General features: G+C 32.6%; 16 protein-coding genes. 15 read left to right on the top strand and 1 reads right to left on the bottom strand.

Annotation, left to right across the window (positions count from 1 at the left end; genetic code table 11):
• Positions 1 to 62: 62 nt before the first annotated feature.
• The 14 genes from tsf (at position 63) to ACM591_RS09385 (ending at position 18435) form a co-directional block, all read left to right on the top strand.
• A complete protein-coding gene (tsf, locus tag ACM591_RS09450) occupies positions 63 to 941 on the top strand; it encodes a translation elongation factor Ts (protein ID WP_029377472.1) in 879 nt (292 codons plus the stop codon).
• Between the two features lie 131 nt (positions 942 to 1072).
• Positions 1073 to 1795, top strand: coding sequence for a UMP kinase (pyrH, locus tag ACM591_RS09445; RefSeq protein WP_017724293.1), 723 nt, complete (start codon positions 1073 to 1075; stop codon positions 1793 to 1795).
• A 17-nt stretch (positions 1796 to 1812) separates the two neighbouring features.
• Positions 1813 to 2367 carry a ribosome recycling factor gene (gene frr, locus ACM591_RS09440; protein ID WP_038678378.1) on the top strand — a complete coding sequence of 185 codons (555 nt, stop codon included), beginning with the start codon at positions 1813 to 1815 and terminating at the stop codon, positions 2365 to 2367.
• A gap of 229 nt (positions 2368 to 2596) precedes the next feature.
• The gene (locus ACM591_RS09435) at positions 2597 to 3358 is read left to right on the top strand and encodes an isoprenyl transferase (protein WP_029377470.1); all 762 of its coding nucleotides are present in this window, start codon (positions 2597 to 2599) and stop codon (positions 3356 to 3358) included.
• A 17-nt stretch (positions 3359 to 3375) separates the two neighbouring features.
• A complete protein-coding gene (locus ACM591_RS09430; protein WP_029377469.1) occupies positions 3376 to 4158 on the top strand; it encodes a phosphatidate cytidylyltransferase in 783 nt (260 codons plus the stop codon).
• A gap of 397 nt (positions 4159 to 4555) precedes the next feature.
• Entirely contained in the window at positions 4556 to 5842 is a 1287-nt protein-coding gene (rseP, locus tag ACM591_RS09425) for an RIP metalloprotease RseP (RefSeq protein WP_029377468.1), read from the top strand.
• Between the two features lie 20 nt (positions 5843 to 5862).
• Positions 5863 to 7563, top strand: coding sequence for a proline--tRNA ligase (locus ACM591_RS09420; RefSeq protein ID WP_029377467.1), 1701 nt, complete (start codon positions 5863 to 5865; stop codon positions 7561 to 7563).
• A gap of 412 nt (positions 7564 to 7975) precedes the next feature.
• Positions 7976 to 12292 (top strand): PolC-type DNA polymerase III, encoded by a 4317-nt coding sequence (locus ACM591_RS09415; RefSeq protein ID WP_186335277.1) that lies wholly within the window; start codon positions 7976 to 7978, stop codon positions 12290 to 12292.
• Positions 12293 to 12647: 355 nt separating this feature from the next.
• Positions 12648 to 13115, top strand: coding sequence for a ribosome maturation factor RimP (gene rimP / locus ACM591_RS09410; protein WP_029377465.1), 468 nt, complete (start codon positions 12648 to 12650; stop codon positions 13113 to 13115).
• Between the two features lie 23 nt (positions 13116 to 13138).
• Entirely contained in the window at positions 13139 to 14311 is a 1173-nt protein-coding gene (nusA, locus tag ACM591_RS09405; RefSeq protein WP_029377464.1) for a transcription termination factor NusA, read from the top strand.
• Between the two features lie 16 nt (positions 14312 to 14327).
• Entirely contained in the window at positions 14328 to 14612 is a 285-nt protein-coding gene (gene rnpM, locus ACM591_RS09400; protein WP_029377463.1) for an RNase P modulator RnpM, read from the top strand.
• Entirely contained in the window at positions 14609 to 14926 is a 318-nt protein-coding gene (locus ACM591_RS09395) for a L7Ae/L30e/S12e/Gadd45 family ribosomal protein (protein ID WP_017724303.1), read from the top strand. Before rnpM ends, ACM591_RS09395 begins: the two co-directional genes overlap by 4 nt.
• Positions 14927 to 14930: 4 nt before the next feature.
• Positions 14931 to 17039, top strand: a complete 2109-nt coding sequence (gene infB / locus ACM591_RS09390) for a translation initiation factor IF-2 (RefSeq protein WP_326026839.1) — start codon at positions 14931 to 14933, stop codon at positions 17037 to 17039.
• Between the two features lie 397 nt (positions 17040 to 17436).
• The gene (locus tag ACM591_RS09385) at positions 17437 to 18435 is read left to right on the top strand and encodes a hypothetical protein (RefSeq protein WP_069796592.1); all 999 of its coding nucleotides are present in this window, start codon (positions 17437 to 17439) and stop codon (positions 18433 to 18435) included.
• Positions 18436 to 18740: 305 nt separating this feature from the next.
• On the opposite strand, the gene ACM591_RS09380 is transcribed toward ACM591_RS09385, so the two are convergent.
• Entirely contained in the window at positions 18741 to 19613 is an 873-nt protein-coding gene (locus ACM591_RS09380) for an HTH domain-containing protein (RefSeq protein WP_029377460.1), read from the bottom strand.
• A gap of 610 nt (positions 19614 to 20223) precedes the next feature.
• Between ACM591_RS09380 and rbfA the strand changes: the two genes are divergently transcribed.
• Positions 20224 to 20571 carry a 30S ribosome-binding factor RbfA gene (gene rbfA / locus ACM591_RS09375; protein WP_029377459.1) on the top strand — a complete coding sequence of 116 codons (348 nt, stop codon included), beginning with the start codon at positions 20224 to 20226 and terminating at the stop codon, positions 20569 to 20571.
• The last annotated feature ends 229 nt before the right edge of the window (positions 20572 to 20800 follow it).

Here is a 20800-nt window from a genome sequence, read left to right as displayed (position 1 = left end):
AGCTTATCACCTTTTTTTAAAATAAATATAATAAAATTCATTAAATAATGGAGGAATATGAAATGGCAATTTCAGCTAAACTTGTAAAAGAATTACGTGAAAAAACTGGCGCTGGCATGATGGATTGTAAAAAAGCGTTAACAGAAACTGATGGTGACATCGATAAAGCAGTAGACTTCCTACGTGAAAAAGGTATTGCTAAAGCTGCTAAAAAATCTGACCGTATTGCGGCAGAAGGTTTAGTACACGTTGAAGCAAGAGGGAACGAAGCAGCAATTGTAGAAATTAATTCAGAAACTGACTTCGTAGCTCGTAACGAAGGATTCCAACAATTAGTGAAAGAAATTGCTATCCAAGTATTGGATACAAAAGCTGAATCTGTAGAAGCTTTATTAGAAACTGAATTAACAGATGGTAAATCAGTTGACCAACGTGTTAAAGAAGCTATCTCTACAATCGGTGAAAAATTAAGTATCCGTCGTTTTGCTATCAGAACTAAAACTGATAACGATTCATTTGGTGCATACTTACACATGGGCGGACGCATTGGTGTGTTAACTGTAGTTGAAGGTTCAACTGAAGAAGAAGCTGCTAAAGATGTAGCTATGCACATTGCTGCAATCAACCCTAAATATGTTTCATCTGAACAAGTAAGTGAAGATGAAATTAATCACGAAAGAGAAGTATTAAAACAACAAGCTTTAAATGAAGGTAAACCAGAAAAAATTGTTGAAAAAATGGTAGAAGGTCGTTTACGTAAATATTTACAAGAAATTTGTGCGGTTGACCAAAACTTTGTAAAAGATCCTGATCAAACAGTTGAAGCTTTCTTAAAATCTAAAGGTGGTAAACTTGTTGACTTCGTACGTTATGAAGTAGGCGAAGGTATGGAAAAACGTGAAGAAAACTTTGCTGACGAAGTTAAAGGACAAATGAAATAATTTTTCATAGTTAAAACAAGAAAGAAGACACCTTTTGTGCTCCGTATGAAAGATTCACTTTTGTATTGGAAGACCTATTGTGTCTTCTTTACTTGTATAATTACATATTTTACAATAGAGAGGATAAGACAATGGCTCAAACTTCTAAATACGAACGTGTTGTATTAAAATTAAGTGGCGAAGCACTAGCAGGTGACGATGGGTTTGGAATCAACCCAATTATAATTAAAAGTGTTGCAAAACAAGTAGCTGAAGTAGCAAAAATGGATTGTGAAATTGCTGTTATCGTTGGTGGAGGCAATATTTGGAGAGGTAAAACTGGTAGTGACTTAGGCATGGATCGTGGTACTGCTGACTACATGGGTATGTTAGCTACGGTTATGAATGCATTAGCATTACAAGATAGCCTTGAACAATTAGAGTGCGATACACGCGTCTTAACATCAATTGAGATGAAACAAGTTGCGGAACCATATATTCGTCGCCGTGCAATTAGACATTTAGAAAAGAAACGTGTTGTAATATTTGCGGCTGGTATAGGGAACCCTTACTTCTCTACTGATACTACAGCAGCATTACGTGCAGCTGAAGTTGAAGCTGATGTTATCTTAATGGGTAAAAATAACGTTGACGGTGTATACTCTGCCGATCCAAAAGTAGATCAAAATGCAATTAAGTATGAACATTTAACACATATTCAAATGTTACAAGAAGGTTTACAAGTCATGGATTCAACGGCTTCATCATTCTGTATGGATAATAATATTCCATTGAATGTATTCTCGATAACAGAAGAAGGCAATATTAAACGTGCTGTTATGGGTGAAAAAATAGGAACGTTAATTACAAAATAATTTAGAGGTGTATGACTATGAGTGACATTATAAATGACACGAAATCAAAAATGCAAAAATCTGTAGATAATCTTTCTAGAGAATTAGCTAATATCAGTGCAGGTAGAGCTAACTCAAATTTATTAAACGGTGTAACTGTTGACTATTATGGTGCGCCTACGCCTGTACAACAACTTGCAAGCATCAGTGTGCCAGAAGCACGTTTATTAGTAATTGCGCCATATGACAAATCATCTGTAGGCAACATTGAAAAAGCAATCAATGCTGCAAACTTAGGTGTCAATCCTTCGAGTGATGGCGAAGTTATTCGTATAAGTATTCCTGCTTTAACAGAGGAACGTCGTAAAGACTTAGTGAAAGATGTTAAGAAAATTGGCGAAGATGCTAAAGTAGCTGTTAGAAATGTACGTCGTGATGCTAATGACGAACTTAAAAAACAACAAAAAAATGCTGACATCACTGAAGATGATTTAAAATCACAAACAGCAGATGTACAAAAGCTCACTGACGAATCAATTAAAGAAATCGATAAATTGTTAGAAGAAAAAGAACAAGATATTATGTCAGTATAAACATGGTAATGAATGGTAAGACTTCGCTTCACTTCTGTTGTTAGATTTAATCAGCGGAATTCAAGAATCAGAGGTTTATCATATTTTATCTGAACTGTATCAAATCAGACTTTGGTACAGTTTTTTTATTTGTTTATTCAATGCACCTATCTATTATGATAAAATGGTAGATAATTGCATTTAGAACCTATTATAATAAACATAGATGATCACGCTCGGAGGAAATACCATGTTTAAAAAGTTAAATAAGAAGAAAAATCAGCCTAACCAATCCGATTTTGAATTGGATTTACATAATATACCTGAACATGTTGCAATCATAATGGATGGTAATGGTCGTTGGGCGAAGCAAAGGAAATTGCCTAGAATTAAAGGTCATTACCAAGGTACACAAACCGTTAAAAACATCACTAAAGTAGCCAGTGATCTAGGAATTAAATACTTAACATTATATGCATTCTCTACAGAAAATTGGTCAAGACCGGAAAATGAAGTTAACTATATTATGAGCTTACCAGGTACATTTTTAAAAACTTTTCTACCGGAATTGATAGAAAATAATGTTAAAGTAGAGACAATTGGCTTTTTGGAACATTTGCCAAATTCTACACTTAAAGCAATAGCTAAAGCGAAAGAAGATACTAAACATAATACAGGCTTAAAATTAATCTTTGCTATGAACTATGGTGGACGTGCCGAAATTGTAAACAGTGTGAAAAAAATCTATGACCAATTAACTGCTAAAGGTTTATCAAGTGATGAAATCACTGAACAAATGATTGATGAGCATTTGATGACTCATGCATATCCTGACCCAGATCTTTTGATAAGAACTTCAGGAGAACAAAGAATTAGTAATTTCCTTATCTGGCAAGTATCGTATAGTGAATTTATTTTTAACGAAAAATTATGGCCAGACTTTAATAAGGAAGAATTAATAAATTGTATTAAAATTTATCAATCACGCCAACGTCGCTTTGGTGGGTTATAAATAGTTAGGAGATTAGTATGAAAGTTAGAACTTTAACAGCAATCATAGCACTTATCATTTTTCTCCCTGTATTACTAAAGGGCGGCTTTATTCTAATGCTATTTTCATATTTATTAGCTTTTATAGCTCTAAAAGAATTGCTTAATATGAATATGATTAAGTTCTTATCGATACCAGGTATTATAAGTGCATTAGGTATTTTAATTATTATGTTGCCTCAAGAGGCGGGTGACTGGGTTAATAATTTCCAATTGAAATCTTTAATAGCTATGAGTTTTATATTATTAAGCTATACTGTACTATCTAAAAATAGATTTAGCTTTATGGATGCAGCTTTCTGCCTTATGTCAATTGCATACGTGGGTATTGGGTTTATGTATTTATATGAAACTCGCTCAGAAGGCTTACATTTTATATTATTTGCATTTTTAGTTGTGTGGCTAACTGATACAGGGGCTTATATTTTTGGTAGATTGATGGGCAAACATAAGTTATGGCCAGTTATCAGTCCTAATAAAACGATAGAAGGTTTTATTGGCGGATTAATTTGTAGTATTATTGTACCGCTTGTAATGCTGCAATTTGTTGATTTTAATATAGCTATTTGGTTATTAATTATAGTTACAATCATTTTAAGTATGTTCGGACAATTGGGAGATCTTGTTGAATCTGGTTTTAAACGTCATTTTGGTGTTAAAGATTCAGGTAGAATCCTCCCGGGACATGGTGGTATTTTAGATAGATTTGATAGTTTTATGTTTGTATTGCCTTTATTGAACATATTATTAATTCAAAGCTAAACATATTTGCTTTTTAAAATTTTATAAATTATATACAAGGAGTTAATGAATTGGAGTAACTGCGCAAAGCATACAGTTAATATGATTCTTAACTCCTTTAATAAATCTAAAGAATTTAACTTAATACTATATTTTGCTATCGTGAAATATAGTATTAAGTTAAATTAGTTGAATATTAATCCATAATCATAGCTCTGAGGAATTAAATAAAACTAAATTATAAGCTAGTATGTTTTTACGTAAAAAAACGAGTACAATGTTATATAATAGTTACGTGTGTCAGTTAGCATTATTGTGTTATAATTTTGTAATCTGTAGTGCGAACAGTAAACTTGAAATCGCTAGTTTTTAAAGTTAAACGTAGTTAATTTATTAAGAATATATGAGGTGTATCAAATTGAGTTTTCTAGTAACAATCATTTCTTTTATAATCGTCTTTGGTGTCCTCGTAACCGTGCATGAATATGGTCATATGTTTTTTGCTAAAAGAGCAGGGATTATGTGTCCAGAATTCGCAATCGGTATGGGACCGAAAATTTTTAGTTTTAGAAAAAATGAAACATTATATACAATACGACTATTACCTGTAGGTGGTTATGTTCGTATGGCAGGGGATGGCCTAGAAGAGCCACCGGTTCAACCAGGAATGCACGTAAAAATTAAATTAAATGATAAAGAAGAAATTACACATATCATTTTAGATGACCAACACAAATTCCAACAAATTGAAGCTATGGAAGTGAAACAATGTGATTTCAAAGACGGCTTGTTTGTAGAAGGTGTGACGGCCTATGATGATGAACGTCATCGTTTCCCTATTGCAGAAAAATCATATTTTGTAGAAAATGGTAGTTTAATTCAAATAGCACCAAGAGACAGACAATTCACATATAAAAAGCCTTATCAAAAATTCTTAACGTTATTTGCTGGACCATTGTTTAATTTCTTACTTACATTAGTCTTATTTATCGGTTTAGCTTATTATCAAGGTACACCGACGAATTCAGTTGATGAAGTAATGAAAGGTTCTCCGGCGGCTCAAGCAGGACTTAAATCTGGTGACACAATTGTGAAATTAGATGGTAAAAAAATAGAAGGCAAAAGTGATATCGATAAAATTACTGAACAGAATAAAGACAAAAAAACAAAAGTCACAGTAGAACGTGATGGTAAAACCCATACGATGGATATAAAACCTAAAAAAGTAGAGCAAAAAGTTACTAAAAATAAGAGTCAAACAAGATATTTATTTGGCTATACAGCTAGTACAGAGCATACTTTATTTAAACCAATCGTTTCAGGATTTGACCGCACACTAGAAGCTGGAAAAATCATCTTCACTGCAATTGTAGGGATGATTGCTAGTATTTTCACAGGGAATTTCTCCTTTGATATGTTGAATGGACCTGTTGGCATCTATCATTCAGTCGATTCTGTAGTTAAAACTGGTATAATAAACTTAATTTCTTGGACGGCATTATTAAGTGTCAACTTAGGATTAATGAATTTATTACCTGTACCTGCTTTAGACGGTGGTCGCATACTATTTGTCATTTACGAAGCGATATTCAGAAAGCCTGTAAATAAAAAAGCAGAAACAACTATTATTGCAATAGGTGCAGTATTTGTATTAATCGTTATGGTCTTAGTGACTTGGAACGATATCCAACGTTATTTTTTATAAAGAGGGAGAGAAGTATATAAATGAAACAGTCTAAAGTATTTATACCTACTATGAAAGAAGTGCCAGCCGGTGCTGAAGCATTAAGTCATCGTTTATTATTGAAAGCAGGTTTAATCAAACAAAGTACAAGTGGCATATATAGTTATTTGCCGCTCGCAGCTAGAGTATTAAATAATATAGAGGCTGTTGTTCGTGAAGAAATGGAACGAATTGATGCAGTGGAAATCTTAATGCCAGCATTGCAACAAGCAGAATTATGGAAAGAATCTGGCCGTTGGAGCGCATACGGACCGGAACTCATGCGTTTACAAGATCGTAATGGTCGTGAATTTGCCCTTGGGCCAACTCACGAAGAAGTAGTTACTTCTTTAGTAAGAGACGAATTAAAATCTTATAAACAATTACCTATGACTTTATTCCAAATTCAATCTAAATACAGAGATGAAAAACGCCCACGTTTTGGTTTGTTACGTGGCAGAGAATTTATTATGAAAGATGCTTATTCTTTCCATGCTGATGAGGAATCTTTAGATGCCTCATATCAAGATATGTACAATGCATATGGTCGCATCTTTAAACGAGTGGGTATTAATGCGAGACCTGTTGTTGCTGATTCTGGTGCAATTGGTGGAAGTCATACGCATGAATTTATGGCATTAAGTGAAATTGGCGAAGATACGATTGTATTTAGCGACCAAAGTGATTATGCTGCAAATATTGAAAAGGCAGAAGTTGTTTATCAACCAAATGAAAAGCACGATGAGGTTAAACCATTAACTAAAATAGAAACACCTAACGTCCATACTGCACAAGAGTTAGCGTCATTCCTTGAAAAGCCATTAGATGAAATTACGAAATCTATGATATTTAAAGTAGACGGAGAATTCATTATGGTCTTAGTGCGTGGTCATCATGAAATTAATGATATTAAATTAAAAGCATACTTTGCCACAGATAACATTGAATTAGCAACAGAAGATGAGATTGTTAATCTACTTGGTGCAAAACCAGGTTCTTTAGGTCCAATTTTCGATAAAGATATTAAGATTTACGCCGATAATTACATTCAAGATTTAAATAATATCGTTGTGGGCGCAAATGAAGATGGCTATCATTTATTGAATGCAAATGTAGGCCGTGATTTTGAAGTTACAGAATATGGTGATTTCAGATTTATATTAGAAGGAGAGCCATTAGTAGATGGTTCAGGTTTAGCTCAATTCGCCGAAGGTATTGAAGTAGGACAAGTATTTAAGCTAGGAACAAAATATTCAGAAAGTATGAATGCTACATTCCTAGATAACCAAGGCAAAGCTAAACCACTATTAATGGGTTGTTATGGTATTGGTGTTTCTAGAACATTAAGTGCGATTGTTGAACAAAATAATGATGAAAATGGTATTATTTGGCCGAAGTCAATCACACCATTTGATTTACATTTAATAACAATTAATCCTAAAAAAGATGATCAACGTGAGTTAGCGGATCAACTTTACACACAATTAAAAGAGCAATTTGATGTATTATATGATGACCGTAAAGAACGTGCGGGTGTGAAATTTAATGATGCCGATTTAATTGGTTTACCAATACGTGTCGTTGTTGGTAAAAATGCTGCCGAAGGTATCGTTGAGGTTAAGCGTCGTGATACTGGTGACAGTGAAGATGTTCACATTGATAACTTAACAAATTATGTAAATGACTTATATTCAAATATATAATTTGAAAGCAGAGTCGATAACAATTTGTTATAATGGCTAATGTAAATAGGTGAAAATGCCTATAAAAAATCATGAGGCTGAAATAAAATAAAGCATTAAATGCTGATGTGTATAAGTTTGAGCATACACAGTAGCTGTTTAATATTTAAAAATAGTAGTTTCGATATTTTTAAATATTTATTCAGTCTTGTGGGGGCGGGCATATGAAATCAAATTTAAAATTTTGATTTCTGTCCCGCTCCTATTTATTTGTTTGTAAAAATATGCATTGTATCAAATAAGTTGAACTATTAGAATTTCGAATATATTTAGTTATAATAGAGAGAATGAAAAATAATACATACACCGTCATAAAATGTAATTAATAATATACAAGTAAAACAGTGTAATTAATAGTAAGGTGGTTATCGTCATGTCAATGACAAACGAGGAAAAGTTTAAAATCCTAGCTGACCAAATTAAAATCGCAGAGCATTTGGATTCTGAAATATTAACAAAAAGTGAATTAACACGCGTAGATGTTAAAGCAGTGGATCGTTCATGGGTATTTCAAATCACGTTCCCATATTTTTTAACAATAGAAGATTACTTACTTTTCACAAGTGCAATTACTGAAGAATTCAAAACAATCGCCGAGGTAAAGTGCAATATTACAATAAAAGATAAAGCTAATCAAGATGAATATGCGATTAAATACTTTAGCCATTGTATCGATCAAACAAAGTTATCACCGAAAGTTAAAGGCCAATTAAAGCAGAAGCGTTTGATTATGTCTGGAGATATTTTAAAAGTGATGTGCCAAAACGATGTTGAACGTGATCATTTTGATAAAGCTTGTAACGGTAGTTTAATTGCAGCATATCAACAGTGTGGATTTAATATAAGTAAAGTTGTTTTTGAAACTGATAGTGCGGTAAACGATGGTGATTTAGCATCATTAGAGGCACACATACAAGAAGAAGATGAAAAGAGTGCACGTGAAGCAACAGAAAAATTAGAAAAAATGAAAGCTGAAAAAGCGAAACAACAAGATAATAACGAAAGTGCTGTTTCAAAATGTCAAATTGGTAAACCAATTCAAATTGAGAACGTACGTACAATTGATTCTATTGTTGAAGAAGAGTTTAAAGCAGCTGTTGAAGGTGTTATTTTTGATATTAATCTAAAAGAGTTGAAAAGTGGCCGACATATTGTAGAAATCAAGGTGACAGACTATACTGATTCACTCGTATTAAAAATGTTCACGCGTAAAAATAAAGATGACTTAGCTCATTTTAAAGCTTTAAGCGTAGGGAAATGGGTGCGTGCACAAGGTAGAATAGAAGAAGATACTTTCGTACGAGATTTAGTTATGATGATGTCAGACATAGAAGAAATTAAAAAAGCAACAAAACAAGATAAATCTGAAGAAAAAAGAGTCGAATTCCATTTGCACACTTCGATGAGCCAAATGGATGGTATCCCAAATATTTCTACATATGTAGACCAAGCTGCTAAGTGGGGACATAAAGCTATTGCTGTTACGGACCATAACGTTGTCCAAGCATTTCCAGATGCACACGCTGCGGCAGAAAAAAACGGCATTAAAATGATTTATGGTATGGAAGGTATGCTAGTAGATGACGGAGTGCCAATAGCGTATAAACCTAAGGATTGCAATTTAAAAACAGCAACTTATGTTGTGTTTGACGTGGAGACGACAGGATTATCTAACCAATACGACAAGATTATTGAGCTTGCCGCTGTCAAAGTTAAAGATGGCGAAATCATAGATAAATTTGAACGCTTTAGTAACCCGCATGAACGTTTATCAGAAACGATTAAAAATTTAACTCATATTTCTGATGATATGTTAGTAGATGCACCAGAAATTGAAGAAGTGTTAACAGAATTTAAATCATGGGTCGGAGATGCAATCTTTGTTGCTCATAACGCTTCATTTGATATGGGCTTCATCGACACCGGTTATGAACATGTAGGGATAGGTGCTTCTACAAACGGTGTGATTGATACATTAGAATTATCCAGAACAATTAATACTGAATATGGTAAGCATGGTTTGAATTTCTTAGCTAAAAAATACGGTGTTGAATTGACTCAACACCATAGAGCGATTTATGATACTGAAGCAACAGCGTATATGTTTATAAAAATGTTGAAACAATTAGAAGAGCTTGGTGTTCATAATCATCAAGATATCAATACTTCTTTAACAAATGAGGATGCATATAAACGTGCGAGACCTAACCATGTTACACTCATTGTCCAAAACCAAGAAGGATTGAAGAATCTCTTTAAAATTGTAAGTGCTTCGTTAGTTCAATACTACTATCGTACACCGAGAATTCCACGTTCACTATTAGATGAATATCGTGAAGGGATATTAGTAGGCTCAGCTTGTGATGAAGGTGAAGTATTTACAGCAGTAATGCAAAAAGATCAATCCCAAGTGGAACGAATCGCTAAATATTACGATTTTATTGAAGTTCAACCACCAGCGCTCTATCAAGATTTAATCGATAGAGAACTTGTGAGAGATAATGAAACATTACATGAAATATATAATCGTTTAATAAGAGCGGGTGATGTTAATAATATTCCTGTAATTGCAACAGGCAACGCGCACTATTTAAATGAACACGACGCAATTGCACGTAAAATTTTAATTGCTTCACAACCAGGTAATCCATTAAATCGTTCCACTTTACCAGAAGCACATTTTAGAACAACTGATGAAATGTTAGATGAATTACATTTTCTAGGCGAAGAAAAAGCATATGAACTTGTTATTAAAAATACAAATGAATTAGCAGATTCAATTGAACGTGTAGTACCAATTAAAGATGATTTGTATACGCCAAGAATGGAAGGCGCAAACGATGAAATTCGTGAAATGAGTTATAATAATGCCATAGCATTATATGGGGAAGACTTGCCGCAAATTGTTATTGATCGTTTAGAGAAAGAATTAGAAAGTATTATCGGAAACGGATTCTCTGTTATTTATTTAATTTCACAGAGACTTGTAAAAAAATCATTGAATGATGGCTATTTAGTAGGTTCACGTGGTTCGGTAGGGTCTAGCTTTGTAGCAACAATGACAGAAATCACAGAAGTAAATCCATTGCCACCGCATTATATTTGCCCTGAATGTAAAAATAGTGAATTCTTTAATGATGGTTCAGTTGGTTCTGGTTTCGACTTACCCGATAAAAAGTGTGAATCTTGTGGCTGTGACTTAATTAAAGAAGGACAAGACATTCCCTTTGAAACATTCTTAGGATTTAAAGGGGATAAAGTACCAGATATTGATTTGAACTTTAGTGGGGAATATCAGCCAGAAGCACATAATTATACAAAAGAACTCTTCGGAGAAGATAAAGTGTTTCGTGCTGGAACGATCGGTACAGTTGCCGAAAAAACTGCATTTGGTTTTGTTAAAGGTTACTTAAATGATCAAGGTATCCATAAAAGAGGTGCTGAGATTGATAGACTAGTAAAAGGTTGTACAGGAGTAAAACGTACAACAGGACAACATCCAGGTGGTATCATAGTTGTACCTGATTATATGGATATATATGATTTTACACCAGTTCAATTCCCTGCAGATGATCAAGCTTCATCTTGGATGACGACGCATTTTGATTTCCACTCAATTCATGATAATGTGTTGAAATTAGATATTCTGGGACACGATGACCCTACTATGATACGTATGTTACAAGATTTATCTGGTATTGATCCGAAAACAATTCCAGTTGATGATAAAGATACAATGGGTATATTTAGTTCACCAGAACCATTGGGTGTAACTTCAGAAGAAATTCTATGTAAAACTGGCACATTTGGTGTACCTGAATTTGGTACTGGATTTGTTAGACAAATGCTAGAAGATACCAAGCCTACCACATTCTCAGAGCTTGTTAGAATTTCTGGTCTTTCACATGGTACGGATGTGTGGTTAGGTAACGCTCAAGATTTAATTCGTTCTGGAAAATGTGATTTAGCTAGCGTAATTTGTTGTCGTGATGACATTATGGTTTACTTAATGTATAACGGTTTAGAACCATCACTTGCCTTCAAAACTATGGAATTTGTGCGTAAAGGTAAAGGGTTAACAGACGATATGGTTGAAGCAATGGTCGATAATGAAGTGCCAGATTGGTATTTAGATTCATGTAGAAAAATTAAATACATGTTCCCTAAAGCGCATGCTGCCGCTTATGTATTGATGGCGGTACGTATTGCTTATTTCAAAGTTCATTATCCATTGTATTATTATGCAAGTTACTTCACAGTACGTGCCTCTGATTTTGACTTAATATCAATGATTAAAGACAAAGAAAGTATTCGTAATACAGTAAAGGACATGTATTCAAGATATATGGATTTGGCTAAAAAGGAAAAAGATACATTAACTGTGCTGGAAATTATGAATGAAATGGCTCAACGAGGTTACCGTATGCAACCGATTAGTTTAGAAAAGAGTAAAGCTTTTGAATTTATTATTGAAGGTGATACTTTAATCCCACCATTTATATCAGTTCCAGGTCTCGGAGAAAATGTTGCACAAAGAATAGTTGAAGCACGTGAAGAAGGACCATTCTTGTCTAAAGAAGATTTGAATAAGAAAGCTGGTTTATCACAAAAAGTAATCGAGTATTTAGATGAATTAGGTTCGTTACCTAACTTACCAGATAAAGCTCAACTTTCTATTTTTGACATGTGATGTGTTATATCGTTAATGCAAAAAGTTAGTAATATTACTAGTTAAAATAAGTTTGAACAGACTGAATGGTTACGTTTTTTCAATAAAAATTTATGGAATTAGTGCTCTAAAATGATAAAGTGATTGAGCTTAATCATGATTTGTTTGAAACAATACTTGAATGAAATAAATATTGTAAATGTTTGAAATATAGCACAATAAAGTGACTAGCTTGTCATTATGGGATTTTTAAAATATAGTTATTTGTATAGAAAATAAACATATGATATAATAACAGTGCTTAAAAAATTAGACTCAGGCAGGAAGAGTGGGCATAATACCCGCTCTTTTCTATTTGCCAAAAAAGGAGGTCAGCATGAGTAAAATAACTGAACAAGTTGAAGCAATTATTCAACCTGTCCTTAATGACTTAAATTTTGAATTAGTAGAAGTTGAGTTTACAAAAGAAGGAAAAGACCATTTTTTAAGAGTATCTATTGATAAAGAAGGCGGCGTAGACTTAAATGATTGTGCGTTAGCTTCTGAAAAAATCAGCGAAGTTATGGATGCAGAAGATCCTATTCAAGAAATGTATTACTTAGATGTTGCGTCACCTGGCGCAGAAAGACCTATTAAAAAAGAAAAAGATTTCCATAATGCTGTATCAAAACCTATTTTTGTATCTTTATATGCACCAATTGAAGGTTCTAAAGAATGGTTAGGTATTTTGAAATCTGTTGATGAAGATATGATAACTATGGAAGTTAAGGATAAGTCAAAAACTAAACAAGTTGAAATATTAAGAAGTAAGATCGCTAAAGCACGTCACGCTGTAATGATATAACGTGATAAGGAGGATGATAAGTCGTGTCAAGTAATGAATTATTATTAGCAACTGAGTACTTAGAAAAAGAAAAAAAGATTCCTAGAGAAGTGTTAGTTGATGCTATAGAAGCAGCTTTAATCACTGCTTATAAGAAGAATTATGATAGCGCAAGAAGTGTGCGTGTTGAATTAAATATGGATAAAGGTACATTTCATGTTATCGCACGTAAAGAAGTTGTAGAAGAATCAATGGATGATCGAGAAGAAATTGATTTGAGTACTGCACTTGTTAAAAACCCTGCATATGAAATTGGTGATATTTATGAAGAAGATGTCACACCAAATGACTTTGGACGTGTAGGTGCTCAAGCGGCTAAACAAGCAGTGATGCAACGCTTACGTGATGCAGAGCGCGAAATCTTGTATGATGAATTTATCGATAAAGAAGATGACATCGTAACAGGTTTAATTGATAGAGTAGATCATCGCTATGTTTATGTGAATTTAGGACGTACTGAAGCTGTGTTATCTGAAGCGGAAAGAAGTCCAAATGAAAGTTATATTCCAAATGAAAGAATTAGAGTATACGTAAACAAGGTTGAACAAACTACAAAAGGCCCACAAATTTATGTATCAAGAAGTCACCCAGGTTTACTAAAACGTTTATTTGAACAAGAAGTACCTGAAATATTTGATGGTACAGTAATTGTTAAATCTGTAGCACGTGAAGCTGGAGACCGTTCTAAGATTAGTGTACACTCTGATAATCCTGATATTGACGCAGTTGGTGCATGTGTAGGTGCTAAAGGTGCTCGTGTAGAAGCTGTAGTAGAAGAACTTGGTGGAGAAAAAATTGATATCGTTCAATGGAACGAAGATCCAAAGATATTTGTGAAAAATGCTTTGAGTCCATCACAAGTTTTACAAGTTATTGTTGATGAAGCAAACCAATCTACAATTGTTGTCGTACCAGATTATCAATTATCCTTAGCAATTGGTAAACGTGGCCAAAATGCGCGTTTAGCTGCAAAATTAACAGGTTGGAAGATTGATATTAAATCTGAAACTGATGCAAGAGAAGCAGGCGTTTATCCAACTGATGAAGGTATCATTGAAGAAGATGACGCGCCTTCAGAAACAGTTGACACAGAAGTATTACATTCTGAAGATGTTACAAGTGAAGTCATTGAAGAAGATGTAGATACTGAAAAATAAATTGGAGTGAAACTTTATGAAAAAGAAAAAAATTCCAATGCGTAAATGTATACTATCAAATGAAATGCATCCGAAAAACGATATGATAAGAGTTGTGATAAACAAAGAAGGCGAAATTTTTGCTGATGCAACTGGAAAACAACAAGGTCGTGGTGCATATGTATCAAAAGATGTTAAATTAGTAGAAGAGGCACAGCAAAAAGGTGTATTAGAAAAATACTATAAAGCTGATGCTGAGACACTAGAACCTGTTTATAAAGAAATTATACGTCTTATTTATCGTGAAGAGATTCCTAAATGACCAAAGAGAACATCGTAAATTTTTTAGGTTTGGCAATGCGTGCTGGAAAAGTTAAAACAGGTGAATCTGTCATTTTAAATGATTTAAAAAAGAACAAGTTAAAGCTCGTAATCATTGCAACTGATGCTTCTGATAACACAACTAAAGTGATACAGAACAAATGTGAAAGTTACCATATATCATTACGCATATTTGGAACGAGAGCTGAATTAGGACAAGCTTTAGGGAAAGCAGAACGTGTAAACATTGGAATCACTGATCAAGGCTTTGCTAAAAAGTTATTGTCAATGATTGATGAATATCGTAAGGAGTGACTATATGAGTAAAAAAAGAATTTACGAATACGCAAAAGATTTAAAATTAAAAAGTAAAGATATTATAGATGAGTTAGCTAAAATGAACGTTGAGGTAACTAGCCACATGCAAACGTTAGAAGACGATCAAATTAAGGCTTTAGATAAAATCTATAAACCAGAACAAGCACAGCAAGCTGCTAAATCAGAGCAGAAAAGTGCTCAAAATAAACAATCAACGGCAAACAATAAAAATAATCAAGGTAACAAAGGTAATCAAAATAATAAACCAAACAACAAGAAAAATAACAAAAATAATAAGAATACTAATAAAAACAATAAACAACCTAAACAACCTAAACAAGAAGAGCCAAAGGAAATACCTTCTAAAATTACGTATCACGATGGTATAACTGTAGGTGAACTTGCTGAGAAATTAAATATAGATTCATCAGGTATTATTAAAAAATTATTCTTACTAGGCATAATGGCAAACATTAATCAATCTTTAGATGATGAAACATTAGAATTAATCGTAGATGATTATGGCGTAGAAATTGAAAAAGAAGTTATTATTGATGAAGAAGATTTATCAATTTATTTTGAAGATGAAGCTGACGAAGAAAATGGCATTGAGCGTCCAGCCGTTGTTACAATCATGGGACATGTTGACCATGGTAAAACAACATTATTAGACTCAATTCGTCATACTAAAGTAACTGCTGGTGAAGCAGGTGGTATTACGCAGCATATCGGTGCATATCAAATTGAAAATGATGGCAAAAAAATCACATTCCTTGATACACCAGGTCACGCTGCATTTACAACAATGCGTGCTCGTGGTGCCCAAGTTACAGATATTACAATTTTAGTAGTAGCAGCAGATGATGGTGTAATGCCACAAACAATTGAAGCGATTAACCATGCTAAAGAAGCAGAGGTGCCTACAATTGTTGCTGTAAACAAAGTTGACAAACCAACAGCTAATCCTGACCGTGTAATGCAAGAATTAACAGAATATGGTTTAATTCCTGAAGCTTGGGGTGGCGATACAATTTTCGTACCACTTTCAGCTTTAAGTGGAGATGGTATTGAAGACTTACTAGAGATGATTGTCCTAACTTCTGAAGTTCAAGAATTAAAAGCAAATCCAAGCAAGCATGCTGTGGGTACTGTGATTGAAGCTGAATTGGATAAATCACGTGGACCATCCGCGTCATTATTAGTTCAAAACGGAACGCTTAATGTTGGAGATTCACTAGTAGTAGGAAATACTTATGGTAGAATCCGTGCTATGGTAAATGATTTGGGTCAACGTATTAAGTCAGCTGGTCCTTCTACACCTGTAGAAATTACTGGTATTAACGATGTACCACAAGCTGGTGATAGATTTGTTGTCTTCAAAGATGAAAAACAAGCAAGACGTATCGGTGAAGCACGTCATGAAGCTAATGTGATGCAACAACGTCAAGAAAGTAAGAGCGTTTCATTAGATAACCTGTTCGAACAAATGAAACAAGGTGAAATGAAAGATCTTAACGTCATTATTAAAGGTGATGTACAAGGTTCAGTAGAAGCACTTGCAGCATCATTAATGAAAATAGATGTCGAAGGCGTTAATGTAAGAATTATTCATACTGCAGTAGGTGCAATTAATGAATCAGATGTTACACTTGCTAACGCTTCAAATGGTATCATTATCGGCTTTAATGTGCGTCCTGATACTGGTGCGAAACGAGCTGCAGATAATGAAGGCGTAGATATGCGTTTACACCGTGTTATCTATAACGTTATCGAAGAAATTGAATCTGCAATGAAAGGTATGCTAGATCCAGAATTTGAAGAACAAGTTATTGGTCAAGCAGAAGTTCGTCAGACTTTCAAAGTTTCTAAAGTAGGTACGATTGCTGGTAGTTATGTGATAGATGGTAAAATCACACGTAATGCGGGTGTTCGTGTAATCAGAGACGGTGTAGTACAATTCGAAGGTGAATTAGACACATTAAAACGTTTCAAAGATGATGTTAAAGAAGTAGCTCAAGGCTATGAATGTGGTATAACAGTTGAAAAATTCAATGACCTAAAAGAAGGCGACATTATTGAAGCGTTCGAAATGGTTGAAATTAAAAGATAACTTTTAACCTTTAATTATATTTCTATTTTAGAAATAAACTTATATATTAGAAACAAAGCAAACTTATATTATGTTGTTTGCTTTGTTTTTTTGTCTCATTTTCATTAATTATTTCTTTATAGTAGTTTGTTAACAATTAATGAAAACGTGCGTAATTTAACAAGTGAATAACGTTAGATTACGCACAATACACTAATGTATATTTTTCTTTATTTAAAAATAATAAATTATAAAAATTGAATCTTGCAAACGTTGACATATTAATTTATATAAATTATATACCTTTTTATAGTTGTAAATTAGATTTAAAAAATATTATAAATGTACACTTATTGAGGCAGACTGACAATAGTTGTCTATCCTTTTAATTATAATCAAGTTAAATGGGAGGTTATAAATGATGAGTGAATATTTAAAAGATATAAATGAATTTTGGGAACAATATTTTAGTCAGTATAACTCTATTTATGACGAATCAACTTTAAAGGCAATTATTAAAAATAATGATACAATAGCGTTTTTACATCCTATGGATTATGCTTATTTTCAAAAACATTTCGGAGATAATTTTACTGAAATTCCAAGGTTCAAAAAAATGATAGACTTTGCGAATGGAAAAGTTACTTTAAATAAAGATAGACAAAGAGTCACATTTGAAAATGCAGATTTAAATCCAGCTATTGCAAGGCCTTATTTTGGTAATCCAGAAATTGCAGATATAGTAATATTAAAAAAACAACCAGAAAATGATTTTCAAACATACCAATTAAATCTAGCTAATGATGAAGCAATTGAATATAGAAAAAGAATTTTATTAGACATTCAAGGTAAATTATTGTTTAATGGACAAAAATTATTTTTACCTTATATAGATAGACATAGATGGTTTGTGAAATATTTATATAGTAATGCGTCGACATTAAAGCAATTTAATATCGATCCTAACAGGGTTATGGTTCTCAATTTCTTTCCATATCAGACTGGACATTCTGCAGGTATACCTAAAGATTTTTTAACATTTAATCATAAACTTCCATCACAAATAAAAAATTATGAGTTATTAATAAAAATGCTCAAAGATGACAAGCCACGTATTTATATCGTAAGTGAAGAGGAACTATATATTTCTATATTTAAGAACTTTGCAGATAGTGAATTATGTCAGTATTTAATTGATCATTTATTCGTATTATCATCGAAACAAAACCGTCATCTTACAGTATGTAATGTGCTGAGTTATAGAGAACACCGTCTTCGTATCAAGAAAAAGCAAGAACTTAGTAAAATTGAATATTATAGATGGAATCAAGAACAAAAAGTGGCACGTGAAAATGGGGACTCTGATTTTCATGAAAAAATTAAAAAATTACAACATACTTTGGAAAGACAAATTTAGTAAATTGATAAAGTGTCTAAAAAAGTAGTAATATTAATCAATTAATCTATGTATGAGTAGAAAATGCTATTACCTGAATACATGTGTTGTGACTAGTTATCTAGTAAGCATAATAAACATATATGAAAGAGTAGAATTTAAATACCATCACGTATAAAGTACAAACGTCAATTTCTATTGGGATTATAGAAATTGACGTTTTCTTATTTTTATGATGTTTTGTAGTTCACTGAGCTATGGAAACTTTGTTGTCGAGAGAAATTACAAACGTTGGTTATTTAACAAATGATTTTTTGTTAATTAATTTAAATATTGTAAGAGTTGAACAATGATTTTATAATTACTTTGAAATCATCGACATAATGTTGAGGCTTTAGTAATGTGATTTGATTTGGATGTTCATAAGCAATGTGCATGCTTTCTTCTTTTGAAATAATGATATCTACAATTCGCCCATTATCTACAAGTTTAGTGTTTACTATGATAAACTGGCGTTCAATTTTTGGCCATATATGATCTTGAATAAGCATAGTCACACTGTTAATACCTTCAAATACAGATTGGTCATAAACATCGTTAAGTTGTTCTACTTCTTTTACAACAGACAAATCGAGAGTGTGCACTTCTCCGTTGGTTAAATAAGTGAACCAATATTTATCGGCAAAATAACGTGTATAAATAGGGATGATGTCTGTAACATGGGTTTCTTGTAGTTGAATAGAAATTTTATGATTGTTTTCAATCGCTAATTGTATTCTAAAGATTAAAGTTGATTCACTAAATTCGCGATGTATATTGAATTGACTTAACATTTTATTAGACAATAGTTTTTCTGCTAAGTTTGAATTGGCATTTAACCCTCTTATAAGGTTGTATGTATCTTCATGAATTATGGGTGTAAAGTTTTTCATACGAAAAATCAAATTAAGTAACCTATTGTTCTTAAATTTATACCTGTCAATTTTCAAACGATGTTTTTCTATGGTCTTGTCATATACAATTTGACCTTCTAGACCATGCCATTCTTGATCTTCATATAAAAAATTATTTATGTCACTTATATCTCGTTGGATAGATCTTACATTTACGTTGAGTCGCTGTGCGAGTTCTTCTTTATTCAATGCTTTTCCGTTCAAAAATCGTGTATAAATATACAAAAGGCGTTCTGGTTTCTCCAATAATATACGCTCCTATTATTTTGAAAATAAGCCAGGTTATTAAAATGACCTGACCGTTAAAAGTGGCACTTAAGCATAAGCAATAATGCATGTAATCTGCTAATTAAAGCTAGAGGTGCTTATATATTTATGTGTGCGTTTGTTAATTTAAGTCATGCATATGAGGGAAGGCGATAATATATTTTAAAAAATATATAGATACTATCTCGCTCCCTAGAAGTATACCATTATAAATTATAAAATGTGTAATATTTTATTTTTAATCACATGAATAGTAAAGGAATGTTTTATTACAAAGTTTTGTGAATTGAATTTAACGCTAAGGCACAAAAACATAACAGTTAGGCAATTTAAAATGAAATTTATAGCGTTTCTATGAAAAATTATTACAAAATTTAACAGTTAGGGAATAAAATTATGCCCAACTGTCATAAGATGTTTAAATTTTATTGATACTATACAATTTACCTTTTTAACAGTGCTATCTATTTGCAATATTTTATTTTGGGGTTTGTATAAGTGAAATTTGTTTGACGTTATGAAATAAACTGTCATATAATCTGTAAGTAAGGGAAAGATTAACGGACTTATAAACAATGAGAGGTGAAATATAATGAATATGAGAGCAGAACGCGTAGGCGAACAAATGAAACAAGAAATCATGGATATCGCTAATAATAAAGTTAAAGATCCAAGAATTGGATTCTTAACAATTACAGAAGTTCAATTAACTAATGACTTATCCATTGCGACGGTTTATCTAACTGTTTTAGGAAATGAAAAACAAAAAGCAGACACATTTAAAGGTTTAGAAAAGGCCAAAGGTTTTATAAAATCTGAGCTTGGTTCAAGAATGAGACTTAGAATTATTCCTGAGTTAAACTTTGAATATGATGAATCAATCGACTATGGTAATAAGATAGAACAAATGATTCAAGATTTGCATAAGAAAGATTAATCTTTCTTAATAGCTAGCACATCCATATTGCATATGATGTTCATGCTGTTAATTAGAACTTGCGCAATTGTCGAATTAATTCTAAGTTGTAATGAGATTACTTAACTAGATATTTTGATAATATTGTGGGGCGGGAGTACGAAACCAAAGTTAGTTTTGGTTTCTGTCCCGCTCTTTTTACATAACTTTTTAATAATAATTTCATGTTAATATGAAATTAAAGATTTAT

Source organism: Staphylococcus sp. Ze2, from assembly GCF_048568365.1.
GTDB classification, from domain to species: Bacteria; Bacillota; Bacilli; order Staphylococcales; family Staphylococcaceae; genus Staphylococcus; species Staphylococcus xylosus.
This window is presented reverse-complemented; position numbering and strand designations above follow the sequence as displayed.